Annotated in this window: 14 protein-coding genes; 10 read left to right on the forward strand and 4 right to left on the reverse strand. The window is 66.5% G+C overall.

Translation table 11 applies throughout. The features are described from left to right. Window positions 1-28: 28 nt before the first annotated feature. A complete protein-coding gene (locus tag ACP15I_RS08895) occupies window positions 29-745 on the reverse strand; it encodes a uroporphyrinogen-III synthase (protein WP_424974781.1) in 717 nt (238 codons plus the stop codon). Window positions 746-793: 48 nt separating this feature from the next. Here ACP15I_RS08895 and tsaD point away from each other — a divergent pair, with 48 nt between their 5' ends. The 8 genes from tsaD to ccmI all read left to right on the forward strand — a co-directional run bounded on the left by tsaD (window position 794) and on the right by ccmI (window position 7,948). Then, window positions 794-1,867: a tRNA (adenosine(37)-N6)-threonylcarbamoyltransferase complex transferase subunit TsaD gene (gene tsaD / locus ACP15I_RS08900; RefSeq protein WP_424974782.1), complete on the forward strand. Its 1,074-nt coding sequence runs from the start codon at window positions 794-796 to the stop codon at window positions 1,865-1,867. Continuing rightward, window positions 1,864-2,826, forward strand: coding sequence for an NAD(P)H-dependent glycerol-3-phosphate dehydrogenase (locus ACP15I_RS08905; protein WP_424974783.1), 963 nt, complete (start codon window positions 1,864-1,866; stop codon window positions 2,824-2,826). Before tsaD ends, ACP15I_RS08905 begins: the two co-directional genes overlap by 4 nt. 1 nt (window position 2,827) lies before the next feature. Continuing rightward, entirely contained in the window at window positions 2,828-3,100 is a 273-nt protein-coding gene (locus ACP15I_RS08910; protein WP_424966250.1) for a YciI family protein, read from the forward strand. Beyond that, a complete protein-coding gene (locus tag ACP15I_RS08915; RefSeq protein WP_424974784.1) occupies window positions 3,100-3,519 on the forward strand; it encodes an EVE domain-containing protein in 420 nt (139 codons plus the stop codon). Before ACP15I_RS08910 ends, ACP15I_RS08915 begins: the two co-directional genes overlap by 1 nt. 206 nt (window positions 3,520-3,725) lie before the next feature. Further along, window positions 3,726-5,720, forward strand: coding sequence for a heme lyase CcmF/NrfE family subunit (locus tag ACP15I_RS08920; RefSeq protein WP_424974785.1), 1,995 nt, complete (start codon window positions 3,726-3,728; stop codon window positions 5,718-5,720). 4 nt (window positions 5,721-5,724) lie between these two features. Then, window positions 5,725-6,288, forward strand: coding sequence for a DsbE family thiol:disulfide interchange protein (locus ACP15I_RS08925; protein ID WP_424974786.1), 564 nt, complete (start codon window positions 5,725-5,727; stop codon window positions 6,286-6,288). Further along, window positions 6,285-6,773 (forward strand): cytochrome c-type biogenesis protein, encoded by a 489-nt coding sequence (locus tag ACP15I_RS08930; RefSeq protein ID WP_424974787.1) that lies wholly within the window; start codon window positions 6,285-6,287, stop codon window positions 6,771-6,773. The genes ACP15I_RS08925 and ACP15I_RS08930 overlap by 4 nt, the downstream gene beginning before the upstream one ends. Beyond that, complete coding sequence (ccmI, locus tag ACP15I_RS08935; protein ID WP_424974789.1) at window positions 6,770-7,948, forward strand: c-type cytochrome biogenesis protein CcmI; 1,179 nt, start codon at window positions 6,770-6,772, stop codon at window positions 7,946-7,948. Before ACP15I_RS08930 ends, ccmI begins: the two co-directional genes overlap by 4 nt. Before the next feature lie 3 nt (window positions 7,949-7,951). Here ccmI and ACP15I_RS08940 read toward each other — a convergent pair whose 3' ends face one another. Continuing rightward, a complete protein-coding gene (locus tag ACP15I_RS08940; protein ID WP_424974790.1) occupies window positions 7,952-10,087 on the reverse strand; it encodes a protein-disulfide reductase DsbD family protein in 2,136 nt (711 codons plus the stop codon). Window positions 10,088-10,220: 133 nt separating this feature from the next. Next, a complete protein-coding gene (locus tag ACP15I_RS08945) occupies window positions 10,221-10,769 on the reverse strand; it encodes a L,D-transpeptidase (protein WP_424974791.1) in 549 nt (182 codons plus the stop codon). A 269-nt stretch (window positions 10,770-11,038) separates the two neighbouring features. Here ACP15I_RS08945 and ACP15I_RS08950 point away from each other — a divergent pair, with 269 nt between their 5' ends. After that, window positions 11,039-11,761, forward strand: coding sequence for a DsbA family protein (locus tag ACP15I_RS08950; RefSeq protein WP_424966258.1), 723 nt, complete (start codon window positions 11,039-11,041; stop codon window positions 11,759-11,761). An 18-nt stretch (window positions 11,762-11,779) separates the two neighbouring features. On the opposite strand, the gene ACP15I_RS08955 is transcribed toward ACP15I_RS08950, so the two are convergent. After that, window positions 11,780-11,980, reverse strand: a complete 201-nt coding sequence (locus ACP15I_RS08955) for a hypothetical protein (RefSeq protein WP_424966259.1) — start codon at window positions 11,978-11,980, stop codon at window positions 11,780-11,782. Window positions 11,981-12,208: 228 nt separating this feature from the next. Between ACP15I_RS08955 and ACP15I_RS08960 the strand changes: the two genes are divergently transcribed. Then, window positions 12,209-13,948 carry an AMP-binding protein gene (locus ACP15I_RS08960; protein ID WP_424974792.1) on the forward strand — a complete coding sequence of 580 codons (1,740 nt, stop codon included), beginning with the start codon at window positions 12,209-12,211 and terminating at the stop codon, window positions 13,946-13,948. The last annotated feature ends 256 nt before the right edge of the window (window positions 13,949-14,204 follow it).

Genomic DNA, 14,204 nt, shown 5'->3' on the forward strand with positions numbered 1-14,204 from the left:
CCTCTTTCCGACCGCACCGTCTGCCAGACTAGCCAGAGGACCTGCCTGTCTCAAGGCGATTGCCTGCCCCATCGACCAAAAGAGCAGCCCGCATTGCCGCAGCTGTCGGCGTTTTAAGCGTCTCGACACCCGCATAAGCAGACCCGTCCAGAGCGCTTGCAACTGCAGTGCTCATCGCGACGATCTGCGCGTCGGGGGCTGCGGGGCATTCTGCGGCGAAAATCGCGGCGGTGCGCGGGGAAAAGAGCGGGACGAGGCAGGGCCCGGTGAGCGCCGCGCGCGCTGCGTCGGTCAGGGGGCAGGGGAGCTGATCATAGGCGATGCAGTCCTGCGCATCCTTGCCCGCCGCACGCAACCGCGCGGCGATCTCGCCCCGGGCATGGGCGCCTCGGATATGCAGGAACGGACCGGGCTGGGTCAGGGCGAGGGCCAGGACATCCTCCGCCGTGCCTTCCGCCGATTGAGCGTCATACCCTGCGGCGCGGGCCAGTTCGGCGGTGCGCGCCCCGACGCAAAGCGCCCGTTGCCCGGCGCGGTCGGGGGCCGCCGGGTAGCGCGCCACGCCGTTGGCCGACGTGAAGATCAGCGTCACCTCGGGGGGCGGGGGCATAAGCCCGTCGCGCGTCTCGATCCGCAAGAGCGGGGTGATCACGGGGGCGAGCGTATCGGGGAGTGTGGCGGCAAACGCCTCCGCCTGCGCGCGGGGGCGCGTCAGCAGAACGGGGAGAGGCGGTTGTCTGACCATGGTCCCGGTGGTAGCTGCGGGGCAACGAAGGCGCAACCGAGGCAGGCCATGTCGGCGACCCCCCTGACCGTTCTGGGCATAGAAAGCAGCTGTGATGACACGGCGGCGGCGGTGCTGCGCGGGCCCGAGGTGCTGTCCTCGGTGGTCCATGGCCAGACCGCGCTGCATGCGGAGTTTGGTGGCGTGGTGCCCGAGATCGCGGCGCGTGCCCATGTGGAAAAGCTCGACGTGGCGGTGCAGACCGCGCTGGAGGCGGCAGGATTGCGGCTCGACCAGATGGACGCGATTGCCGTGACGGCGGGGCCGGGACTGATCGGCGGCGTGCTGTCCGGGGTGATGCTGGCCAAAGGGCTTGCGGCGGCCTCGGGCGTGCCGCTGGTCGGGGTGAATCACCTCGCGGGTCACGCGCTGACCCCGCGCTTTACCGATGGGCTCGCCTTTCCCTACCTGATGCTGCTGGTCTCCGGGGGCCATTGCCAGTTCCTGAGGGTCGAGAGTGCAGAGCGGTTCCACCGGCTGGGTGGCACCATTGATGACGCCCCCGGCGAGGCGTTCGACAAGACAGCCAAGCTCCTCGGTTTGCCGCAACCGGGCGGCCCGGCGGTCGAGGCCGAAGCACAGGCGGGCGATGCCAAGCGGTTTGCCTTTCCGCGTCCGCTGCTGGACCGGGCTGGGTGCGACATGTCCTTTTCGGGTCTCAAGACCGCGCTGCTGCGTGCGCGGGACGCGGTGGTGGCCGAGCATGGGGGGCTGCGCCCGCAGGATCGCGCGGATCTGTGCGCCGGGTTTCAGGCGGCGGTCTGCGATGTGCTGGTCGAGAAGTCCCGCCGCGCGCTGGCCGACTGCAGTGACCTGACCGGGTTCGCCGTGGCCGGGGGCGTCGCGGCCAATGGCGCCGTGCGCGCCGGCCTGCAAGGGTTGGCCGAGGCCGAGGGGCTGCCCTTCGTGGCACCGCCCCTGCGGTTTTGCACGGACAATGCTGCGATGATCGCCTGGGCCGGGCAGGAGGCTTTTGCCGCCGGGCAGCGCGCGGACATGACACTCGCCGCCCGTCCGCGCTGGCCACTCGATGACCGGCAACCGGCGCTGCTCGGGTCCGGCAAGAAGGGCGCCAAGGCATGAGCCCGTCGATAGATGTCATGGGAGCGGGCGCTTTCGGATCGGCCCTGGCCATCGCGCTGTGCCGGGGCGGGCGGGATGTGCGGCTCTGGTGCCGGGACCCGGCACAGGCCGAGGCGATGACGGGGGACCGCAAGGTGCCGCGCCTGCCGGGGGTGACCCTGCCGCCCGAGATCGCGGTGACCGCCGATGCGGCGGCGATGACCGCGCCGATCCGCCTGCTGGCGGTGCCGATGCAGGTGCTGGGCGGGCATCTGGCCGCGCATCGCCCGCCGCCCGGCACCGCGCTGGTCGCCTGCTGCAAGGGGCTCGATCTGGCCACGCGTCAGGGACCCACAGGGTTAATCCAGAGCCATGCGCCGGACGGGATCCCGGCCGTTCTGACCGGGCCCAGCTTTGCCGCCGATATCGCCCGCGGCCTGCCCACCGCCCTGACCCTGGCCTGCGCGGATGGCACACGCGCCGTGGATCTGCAAAACGCGCTGTCGACCGAGGATTTGCGGCTCTATCGCAGTGCGGACCCGATCGGGGCCGAGCTGGGTGGGGCGCTCAAGAACGTGGTGGCCATCGCCGCCGGGCTGGTGATCGGGGCGGGTCTCGGTGAGAGCGCGCGCGCCGCGCTGATGACCCGGGGCTATGTCGAGATGCAGCGGCTCGCCCGACATCTCGGCGCGCAGCCGACGACCCTCGCGGGGCTTTCCGGGTTCGGCGACATGGTTCTGACGGCGACATCAAAGCAATCGCGCAACTTTGCCTATGGGCAGGCATTGGGGGCAGGCACCCCTCCGGCCCCGGGCGTCACGGTCGAGGGCCGGGCCACGGCCCAGGCCGTCGCGGGGATCGCCGCCGCCGAAGGTCTCGACATGCCGATCTGCACGATGGTATCCGCTGTGATCGACGAAACCCTGACCATAGAGCAGGCGATGGGGGCCCTGATGTCCCGCGACCTGCGAGAGGAATGACATGCTGGTTGCCCTGATCGCCATAGACAAACCCGGAGCGCTGGAGGTGCGGAAGGCCAATCGCGAGGCCCATATCGCCTATCTCAAGGCCTCGGACGCCGTGCAGCAGGCGGGGCCCTTCCTGTCCAATACCGGCGAGATGTGCGGCTCGCTTATCATTCTCGACGTCGCCGATATGGAGGCTGCGCAGGCCTGGGCAGCGGGCGACCCCTATGGCAAGGCGGGTCTCTTCGAGAGCGTTGAGCTGCGCCATTGGAACCGGGTCATCGGCTGATGCGCTACTGGCTGTTCAAGTCCGAGCCCTCGGTCTGGTCCTGGGACATGCAGGTGGCCAAGGGCGCGGCGGGCGAGGAATGGGACGGCGTGCGCAATTATCAGGCGCGCAACTTCATGCGCGAGATGGCGCTGGGCGACCGGGGGTTCTTCTATCACAGCCAGAAGGACAAGGCGGTGGTCGGCACGGTCGAGGTCTCGGCCGAGGCCCATCCCGACAGCACCACCGAGGATGAACGTTGGGACTGTGTGGACATTCGCGCGCTCAGCCCCTTCGCGCGTCCGGTCACCCTTGACGAGATCAAATCCGAGCCCCGTCTGGCCGAGATGGTGCTGGTGCGCAATTCGCGCCTGTCCGTGCAGCCGGTCACGGCCACGGAATGGGCATTGATTTGCGAAATGGGAGGGCTTGCCCCCTGATTTCGAACGGAAGTCACTTTTTGCGTGCAGGTTTGTCGCAGTCTGTCGGGAATCCGTGGCAGGCTCGGGGGTGGCCCCCTATTGTAGAAAGAACGCGGACTGGTCGGCCTCGCAGATCCGTGATCGGACAAGAGGCGGTTCACGCCGTTTCGGACTTGATGTGATCGCCAGAAAAGCGTCGGCTTTTCAAGCAGGAGGACCGCGACATGATCCCTGAGATTGGCAATTTCGCCCTGATGCTGGCCCTTGCGGCGGCACTGGTCCAAAGCGTGCTGCCCATGGCCGGTGCGGCCCGGCGGAACGTCCTGTGGATGCAATCGGCCATCACCACCGCACTGATCCAATGCGCCCTTCTGGCGGTGGCCTTCGCGGCGCTGATGCGCTCGTTCATCGTCAGTGACTTCACCGTGGTGAACGTGGTTGCCAATTCGCACTCGCTGAAACCGATGCTCTACAAGGTGGCGGCGACCTGGGGCTCCCATGAGGGGTCGCTCCTGCTCTGGGTGCTGATCCTCGCGATCTTTGGGGCCGGTGTCGCGGTTCTGGGGCGGAACATTCCCGCAGAGCTGCGCGCGCGGACCCTGTCGGTGCAGGCCTGGATCAGTGTCGGCTTCCTGTCCTTCATGATCTTCACCTCAAACCCGTTCGACCGGATGTTCCCGGCACCGCTCAACGGCAATGACCTGAACCCGCTCCTGCAGGATATCGGTCTCGCCCTGCATCCGCCGCTTCTCTATCTCGGCTATGTCGGCTTCTCGATTGTCTTCTCCTTCGCCGTGGCCGCGCTGATCGAAGGCCGGGTGGATCCGGCCTGGGCGCGCTGGGTGCGGCCCTGGACCCTCGCGGCCTGGGTGAGCCTGACGGGCGGTATCGCGCTGGGCTCCTGGTGGGCCTATTACGAGCTTGGCTGGGGCGGCTGGTGGTTCTGGGATCCGGTGGAAAACGTGTCCTTCATGCCCTGGCTTCTGGGCACGGCGCTGCTCCATTCCGCGATTGTCACCGAGAAACGCGACACGTTCAAAAGCTGGACGATCCTGCTGGCGATCCTGACCTTCTCGCTGTCCTTGCTGGGCACCTTCATCGTCCGGTCGGGGCTTCTGACCTCGGTCCATGCCTTTGCTGTCGATCCCGAGCGCGGGGTCTATATCCTCGGCCTGCTCGCGGTTTCGATCGGTGGCTCGCTGGCGCTATACGCGTGGCGTGCGCCGCAGCTTGAGGGCGGGGGCCTCTTCACCCCGATCAGCCGTGAGGCGGGTCTTCTGATCAACAACCTGCTTCTGGCGACGGCCACCGCGGCGGTCCTCTTCGGGACGCTCTATCCGCTCTTTCTTGAGGCGATCACCGGCGACAAGATCTCGGTCGGTCCCCCCTTCTTCAACGCAAGCTTCATCCCGATCATGCTGCCTCTGGTCTTCCTGATGGGGATCGGGCCCTTCCTGAGCTGGAAGCGCGCGGATCTGCCGGGCGTGATGTCCCGGCTGAAGCTGGCGATCGGGCTCGGCATCCTCGCGGCGCTCTGGGCCTGGTACATGGATACCCAAGGCCCGGTCATGGCGATTGTCGCCATGGGCATCGCGGGCTGGCTGTTCATCGCGTCCGGGCGGGAATGGCTGTCGCGGATCAAGGCGGGCAGCGTGCCCGTGGCCGAGAGCCTGCGTCGGGCGCGGAACCTGCCGCGTGCCGCCCATGGCATGACGATTGCCCATATGGGCGTTGCGGTGCTGATCCTTGGCATGGTCGGGTCCTCGGCATGGAAGTCCGAGCAGATCCTCTTCGCGGCCCCGGGCACGGTGGTCGAGATCGCGGGCTATGACGTGCGGTTTGACTCCGTCGACCGGGTGCGCGGGCCGAATTACGTGTCGGATATGGGAACGCTGACAGTCTTCCGCGATGGCGAGGAGATCACCGTGCTGCAACCTGAGCGTCGCTGGTATCCGGTGGCCGAGATGCAGACCACGGAATCGGCGATCCGCTCGACCCTGGCGGGGGACCTCTACCTGACCATCGGTGAACCTGCGGCGGACCGGAATTCGAACGAGTGGACTCTGCGGATCCTCTATGAGCCCTTCGTCAACTTCATCTGGATCGGGACCGTCTTCCTTGTGATTGGCGGGATGTTCTCGCTGACGGATCGGCGTCTGCGTGTGGGCGCGCCGCGCCGGGCGCAGGCCGCGCCTGCCCAAGCCACCCCTGCGGAGTAACCTTATGAGACGTGTGCTCGTTGCCCTTCCGGTGCTGATTGTCCTCGTGCTGGGAGCGTTCTTCTGGTGGGGGCTGAACCCGGATCGGGACCCTAACGCGATCCCCTCCGTGCTGATCGACGCGCAGGCGCCGCAATTCGATCTGGGCGGGATCCCGGGGGTGGATACGCCGGGTCTGGCCACGGCGGATCTGTCCGGGTCGGACAGCCCGCTGGTGGTGAATGTCTTTGCGTCCTGGTGCGTGCCCTGCAAGGCCGAGCATACGGTTCTGACCCGCATGGCGCGGGATGAGGACATGCGGCTGCTTGGCATCAACTACAAGGACAAGCCTGAGGATGCGGCCCGATGGCTTGCGGAACTCGGCAACCCCTACGAACGGATCGGCGCGGATCTGAACGGGCGCACGGGCATCGAATGGGGCATTTCCGGCGTGCCGGAAACCTTTGTGATCGATGCCAATGGGATCGTGGTCTACCGCTTTGTCGGCCCGATCCTGACCCCCGACGATGTCGAGCAGATGCGCGGCGCGCTTGAGCTGGCCCGATCCCGCAGCGGGGGGGCCTCATGATGCGGTTCCTCACAGCTATCTTGCTGGCGCTGAGCCTTTTGTCCGCGCCCGCCCTTGCGGTGCAACCGGACGAGATCCTCGACGATCCGGTCCTTGAAGAGCGCGCGCGCGAGCTGTCCAAGGACCTGCGCTGCGTAGTGTGCCAGAACGAGAATATCGACAGCTCCCATGCGGGCGTGGCGCGGGATCTGCGGATCCTTGTGCGCGAACGCCTGGTTGCCGGGGACAGCGATCAGGAGGTGCTGGATTTCGTCGTGGCGCGCTACGGCGACTACGTGCTGTTCAACCCGCCCTTCAAGCCCGCGACCTATGCGCTCTGGATCGGGCCCTTCGCGGTGATGGGTCTGGGCCTGCTCGGGGTGGTGATCATGCTCGCCCGGCGTCCGCGCAAGATCGATGCACAGGCCGTGGCCCTGAGCGATGACGAAGAACGCGCCGTGGCGGCGATGCTGGCCGAGGACGGCAAGGAAGGACCCAAGGAATGATTTGGGCAATTGGCGGTGTTCTGGCCGCTCTGTCTGTACTGGTGCTGGTGCTGCCGGCGATGCGCAAGCGCACCGACACGCTGGGCCGAGATGAAAGTGCGTTGGAGATCTTCAAGGATCAGTTGGCCGAGGTGGACCGCGATGCGGCGCGCGGCCTGATCTCGGGCGATGAGGCGACCGCCGCGCGCTCGGAGATCAAGCGCCGGATGCTCGCCCTGACCAAACGGCAAGAGGCTGGCGGCACGGGCGAAACCCGCACGGGCGGGGTGGCCGTCCTGCTGGCGGCGGCAGCCTTCATTCCGGTGGCCGGTTTTGCCCTTTACGCGGTGCGGGGCGCGCCGGAGATCCCGAGCCAGCCCTTTGCCGAGCGCGCAGCCGAGCAGGAGGAGGTGACCGAGGTTGCCGAGCTGGCCGAGACCCTGCGCACGCGGCTGCTAGAGGATGAGACCGGCGGGCCCTCGGATGGCTGGATGCTGCTCGGGCAGACCTATATGCGGATGAACCGCTTTGGCGAGGCGGCGCAGGCCTTTGCCGTCGTGGCCGTGCGGCCCGAGGCGGATAGCAGCGTTCATTCGCAATATGCCGAGGCGCTGATCGCGGCGGAGAACGGGGTCATCACCCAGACCGCCAGCCGCGCGATTGCCCAGGCGATGACGCTCGATCCAATGAACCCGGCGGCGGTCTATTACAACGCCCGCGAACTGGCGCAGGAGGGGCTGATCCGCGATGCGCGTGCCTCGCTCCTGACCCGGATCCAGCAGGCGAGCGGCCCCGAGCCCTGGATGGAGATTTTCCTGCAACAGGCCAATCAGCTTGGGGAAGAGATCGGCATGGACCCGATTTCCCTGCGGGATGTGGTGTCGATCCCGTCTCAGGCGCCGGGTCCCGCCATGCCCGGCCCCACCGCCGAGCAGGTCGAAGCAGCGCAGGAGATGAGCGTCGAGGATCGCTCGGCCATGATCCGGTCCATGGTGGACGGGCTGGCCGCGCGGCTTGAGGATGAGCCCGGCGATCTCGAAGGTTGGCTCAGGCTGGCCCGGGCCTATGCGGTGCTGGGCGAGGCCGAGGGGGCGGCGGAGGCTGCTCAGAAGGCGCGGGCGCTGGCGGATGTGCTGCCAGAGGGGGATCCGGGACGGCTTGCCACGCAGGCCGCTTTGGACGCGCTTGGCCTCTGAGGATTACTGCGTGGCCAGGGCGATCTGGCGCAAGCCCGCCTCGCGCAGGGCTTCGGACACGGTCTCGGCGCTCAGGATCTCGGGCAGGGGGATGCCTTCGGGCGCGGCGGGGCCGTAGACCACATTGAACGGAATGCCGAAGCGGCCAAAGCTCTTGAGATAGGCCGCGATCACGTCGCTCGGGCGCGTCCAGTCCGCGCGCATGGGCGTCACGCTGTCGGATTTCAGCAGGCTGGCCACCGGGTCACGGTCGAGCACCAGCGCCTTGTTGGCCTTGCAGGTCAGGCACCAATCCGCCGTCACATCCACGAAGACCACCTCGCCCGCTGCCACGCGGCGCGGGATCTCGGAGCGGTCAAACACCACCCAGTCCGAGGCCGTCAGGGCATCGCCGCTCTCGGCGCTGGTCGGGGTCGGACCAACGGGCAGAAGGAACGCCGCGATCAGGGCCGCGGCGGCCACCGGGGTGCGGGCGCGGGACAGGCGCGCGCCCAGAGGAGACAGGATCAGCACAAGGATCGCGAGCGTCCCCGCCGTCCAGAGCGCTGCGGACGGGCCCGCCACACCGATCAGGACAAAGAGCAACCAGGCCGCGGTCAGAAGCAACAGGGCCGCGAGCACGAATTTCAGCGTGACCATCCAGGCGCCCGGTTTCGGCAGGTAGCGGATCAGCCCCGGCGCGGCGGCGATCAACAGATAGGGCAGGGCCAGACCCAGCCCGAGCGCGGTGAAGATCACCACGATATCAATCGGGCGCCCGGCCATGGCAAAGGCGATGGCGGTCCCGAGGAAAGGCGCGGAACAGGGGGTCGCGAGCACGGCGGCAAAGGCCCCGGTCGCGAAATCCCCGAGATAGCCCGAGCCCTTGTCCGACGCCATGCGCGTCATCAGCCCCTGGGGCAGGGCGATTTCGAACAATCCGGCCAGATTTGCGGCGAACACGGCAAGGATGGCCAGCAGCGCCACGAGGAAATAGGGGTTCTGGAACTGCAGGCCCCACCCCACCGAGACCCCCATACCGCGCGCGGCCAGGGTCCCAGCGGCGAGCGCCCACATGAAGGCCAGCACCCCTGCTGCGGACATCAGGAACCCGACGCGCACCCGCGCAGGGGAGTGGTCCTTGGCCTTGAGCGCCGAGGCGAACTTGATCGACAGCACCGGCAGGACACAGGGCATCACGTTGAGGATCAGCCCGCCCAGCACCGCCACTAGTGCGATCCAGAGAAGCTCGGTCACCGCCGATCCGGCGGCCTGGGTCGCATCATAGGGCGGGGCAGGCGCGGTCGCGTCCAGCGCGACATCCTGCAGGTCGATGGCCACGGCCCCATCGGTGAGGGTGAGCCGGAGGGGTTCTTCGCCCGTCACCGGCTCCGACAGGATCGGCAGCTGGGCCCAAAGCGCGTCGCCCTCGACGCGGATATCTGGCACGCCAAAGGCCGTGAACTCGCCCATCTCGGGAAAGACATCCGGGTCGGTCCAGCCGCCTGCGCGCGCCACTGACAGAACCAGGGCCGTGCCGTCATCGGTCAGTGCGGCAGAGGTCAGGCTGGCGCCGAACCGCTCCGGTGCTTCGGGCACCTGACTGGCGGCATCGGCGATCAGCGACGCCGCGTCGAGATCCACGCCCTCCCCCGGTGCGAGAGGCAGGGACAGCTCAAAGGTCTCCGGCACGCAGATATCCGCGCAGACGAGCAGGTTCACCTGCGCCGAGAGCTGGGCAGGCGCGCCGGGATCGGCGAGCGTGACCTTGAGCGGGAAAGTCACCTCATCCGCGTAGCCGAAATTCTCGATCCCGAAGGCGCGAAACCGGGTGGGCGCGGGGAAGAGAAACTCGACCTCCGCGATGTTCTCGGAGCCTTCCCATGTCACTTCGGGGGGCAGACCCACCTCGCCCGGCGAGCGCCAATAGGTTTTCCAGGCATCCTCGAGCGTCACCGCGATCCCGGCGGACAGGTAGCGTGCGTCTGGCGCGATCCCGTTCTCGGCGGTGACCAGACGGGCCGTCGATATGGGCGAGACATGGGGCTCGGACTGCGCCGCGGGGCTGGGCCCGGCAAAGGCAACAAGCCCGCTCGCCAGCGCGAGCGCGTATCCGACACCCCGCGCGCGGCGGGTCAGGTCTTTGAGAATTCGGCTCACGCGTGCATATCCTGAGACTCAGACTTCACTATTATATAGGCCCGCGTCGTCTCAGGAACGAGAGGACACATTTGCAGACCTGCCGTCTGCGGGCGGCAGGTGCAATCAAACTCTGGTCACGAGCTTGCGAGCGTCAGAGCACGGTCACCAGCGTTCCCGTGGGCACCCGCTCATAAAGGTCGATGACATGCTCGTTGATCATCCGGATGCAGCCGTTGGAGACCGACCGGCCGATCGACCGGGGCTGGGTGGTGCCGTGAATGCGGAAATAGGTGTCCACATTCCCCTGATAGAGATAGAGCGCCCGGGCGCCCAAAGGGTTGTCCGGACCGCCGGGGACCCCATCGGCGTATTTCGCATAGCTGCGGGGATCCCGCTCGATCATCTCGTCCGTTGGACGCCAGCTGGGCCAGACGGCCTTGCGCTTGATCGTGGCATTCCCCTTAAATTCCAGCCCGGCCTTGCCGACCCCGACGCCATAGCGCAGCGCCGTCCGGTCCGATTGCACGAGATAGAGGTAATGCGCCGTGGGCACGACGATGATCTGACCCGCCTTGAACGGATAGCGCAGGGGCACGACCCGGGGTTCGAACCTTGGGTCGAGTTGAAACCCGCTTTGGGCGATAGCCGGTGTGGCGAAGGTCGCCAGACCCATCCCGAGAAACGCGCGCTTGGTAATCATGGCAACTCTCCTTCATGTCCCGCGATGGCCCGGACGTTGCCGGGCGTGGCCTGCCCCGCCGGTAAACCCGGCTCTCAGATCCGGGTTTGGGGTAACAAGCAATCACCGATTCGCTCATCACATCCCCGCGAGGCTAGGGCAAACATTCTGAATATGTTGTTTCTCGAACGCCAGATCCCGCCAATGGCTTTGACGCGGCACGGCATCTGGGACATTCTGCGCGCGACAACCCCGTGACGGTTTCGGACCGCCACCGTGAGGAGACTTCGATGAAAAACCTGCTGTCAACCGCCGCCCTGAGCCTGTGTCTCGCCCTGCCCGCCGGGGCGCAGGACCTGAGCGACGCACGCATCAAGGAGCTGGCGCTGGAAGCGATCCTGGAGAACCCGCAGATCGTCATGGATGCCGTTGCGATCCTGCGTGAACGTGAGGCCGAGGCGCAGGCTGCCGCTGCCGCCGAGACCCTGTCCACCCAGCGCGACCTGCTGGAGCGGGACGAGAACGCGCCGGTGCTCGGCAATCCCGATGGCGATGTCACGGTCATCGAGTTCTTTGACTATAACTGCCCCTATTGCCGCCGGGCCAAGCCCACGATCGAAGGTCTGATCGCGGCGGATGCCGAAGTGCGTGTCGTGTTCCGCGAATTTCCTATCCTTGGCGAGAACAGCGTGATCGCCTCGCGGGCCGCGCTGGCCGCGCGCGAGCAGGGCAAATACGAAGAGTTCCACTGGGCGCTCATGGCGCTGTCAGGTCGGATTGGCGAGGCGCAGATCATGACCGCCGCCGAAGAGGTCGGGCTCGACACGGATCAGTTGCGCACGGATATGGAGTCCGATGCGGTGACCGCGCATATCGAAACCTCGATGGCGCTGGCTCAGTCGCTGGGGATCACGGGGACGCCGTCTTTCGTGGTGGGCGAGACCATCTTGCCGGGGCTGGTGGATCAGGCGCAGCTCGAAGAGCTGGTTGATGCCGAGCGCTCGGATGGCTGACGTGGCAGCGGCCCGCGTCTAGCGGGCCACGTTCGCCGCAAAGCCGAGCTGGTTCAGGACCGACAGGACGACAGCCTCGGATTCCTGCGTGCGCACTTCGATGATGCAATTGTCCGGATGTGTGTCGACGACGGCATCCGGATCCAGTTCGGTCAGAGCATCCTGAATCGACGACACCCGGCTGGAGCGGTTGATATCTGGAACGGCAAACTTGGTCATCTGGATCTCCTCCAACTGCGCGGGGCGCTGTCGTTTTCGTTCGGTGACGCAGAGCCCCGCGGGGCTCAACCTCCAGTTCCTGGACGTATACCTAGCGTACCCGATCTCGTTCGCAACGATTTGTTAACGATTTGGGCGGAGTTGACACAGGCGCGGTGTCGAGACACCTCATGTGTTCATGGAGTGCCGTGAGTTTAGGCGCTTTCTTTGCAAAATGGGGAGGATGGCGTGGGTCAAAGTGTTCAGGGACAGGTCGGGGCGGGGTTGGGAATCACGCCGGATGACGGCGTCAGCCATGTGCGCGGGGCGACGGAGCGCCCGCTTCTCGACCTGACGATCCCGGATCTGCTGCGCCGGACGGCGGCGGCCCAGCCCGCGCGGACCGCAGCGATTTTCGCCGATCAGGACATCGTCTGGACCTATGAAGAGTTCGCCCGCAAGGTCGATGAGCTGGCCTCGGGCTTCGCGCAGCTGGGCCTTGTGCGCGGGGACCGGGTCGGCATGTGGGCGCCGAATTGTGCCGAGTGGCTGCTGACGCAATTCGCCACTGCGCGGCTGGGGCTGATCCTCGTGAATATCAACCCGGCCTATCGCACCCATGAGCTGCGCTATGCCCTGACCAAGACTGGGTGCACGGCGCTGATCCTCGCGCCTGCCTTCAAAAGCTCGGACTATGTGGCCATGCTGACGGAGCTGGCGCCCGAGATTGCCAGCGCCGCCCCCGGTGCGCTGGCCGCCGAGGGCCTGCCGGATCTGCGGGCTGTGATCGTCACCGGCGGGACGGCCCCGGCGGGGATGCTGGCCTTTGATGCGGTTCTGGCGTCCGGGCGCGATGTGGTGGCGGCGGAACTCGACGCGCTGGCGGCAGGCCTCGACCCCCATGACGCGATCAACATCCAGTTCACATCCGGCACCACGGGGATGCCCAAAGGCGCGACGCTGACCCACCACAATATCGTCAACAACGCGGCATCCGTGACCGATGCGATCCGCCTGACGGCAGAGGACCGGCTCTGCATTCCGGTGCCGTTCTATCATTGTTTCGGCATGGTGATGGGGACGCTGGGCTGCGTGACCAAGGGCGCGACCATGGTCATCCCCGGTCCGGGCTTCGAGCCTCTGGTGACGCTGGAGGCCCTGTCGACCCATCGCTGCACGGCGCTTTATGCGGTGCCGACCATGTTCGTGACCATGCTCGAACATCCCGACTTCGCGCGCTTTGACCTCAGCACGATGCGCACGGGCATCATGGCCGGCGCGCCCTGTCCGATCGAGGTGATGCGGCAGGTGCAGGCGCGCATGCATATGAGCGAGGTGACCATCGCCTATGGCATGACCGAGACTTCGCCTGTCTCGTTCCAATCGGCGACCGATGACCCGGTGGAAAAGCGGGTGACCTCGGTCGGCCGGATCCAGCCCCATGTGGAGGTGAAGATCGTGGATGAGGCAGGCGATCCGGTACCCGTGGGCATGCAGGGCGAGCTGCTGACCCGGGGCTATTGCGTTATGAAGGGCTATTGGGAGGACCCCGAGCGCACCGCCGAGGCCATAGATGCCGAGGGCTGGATGCACACGGGCGATCTGGCCACCCTCGATGCCGAGGGGTTTTGCAAGATCACCGGGCGGGTGAAGGACATGATCGTGCGGGGCGGCGAGAACATCTATCCCCGCGAGGTGGAGGAGTTTCTCTATACCCATCCGGATGTCAGCCAAGTGCAGGTCTTTGGCATCCCCGACGCCCGCTATGGCGAGCGCAGTTGCGCCTGGATCGTGGTGAAGCCCGGCGCCAGTCCGAGCGCGGAGGACATCCTCGACTTCTGTCGCGAACGGATCGCCCATTACAAGATCCCCGCCCTGATCCGGTTCAAGTCCGACCTGCCGATGACCGTCACGGGCAAACCGCAGAAATTCATCATGCGGGCGGAGATGGTGGCAGAGCTTGGCCTGGAGGAGATTGAGACTGCCTGAGCCGTCAGATGGCTGGTTAACGTCGCGGCTTTTCCCCGGTGTTTTGCGGACAGGATCGCGGCCCGCTTTCCGGGCCGGCGGTCCTCAAGAATCTCCGCGACCGGGACGCCAATTAAGGTTCTCTTAACCATAATGACCATAGGGTGACCCCCGCGGAGGCTCAGACCGTTTCCGTGGCCGAATAGGCGATAATCTGCCGCTCAAAGCGAGATAGTAACCTTAACGGGACGTAACGTTCCGGATGACAGAGAATTTG

The sequence above is a fragment of the Dinoroseobacter sp. S124A genome (assembly GCF_049801015.1).
GTDB lineage: Bacteria > Pseudomonadota > Alphaproteobacteria > Rhodobacterales > Rhodobacteraceae > Dinoroseobacter.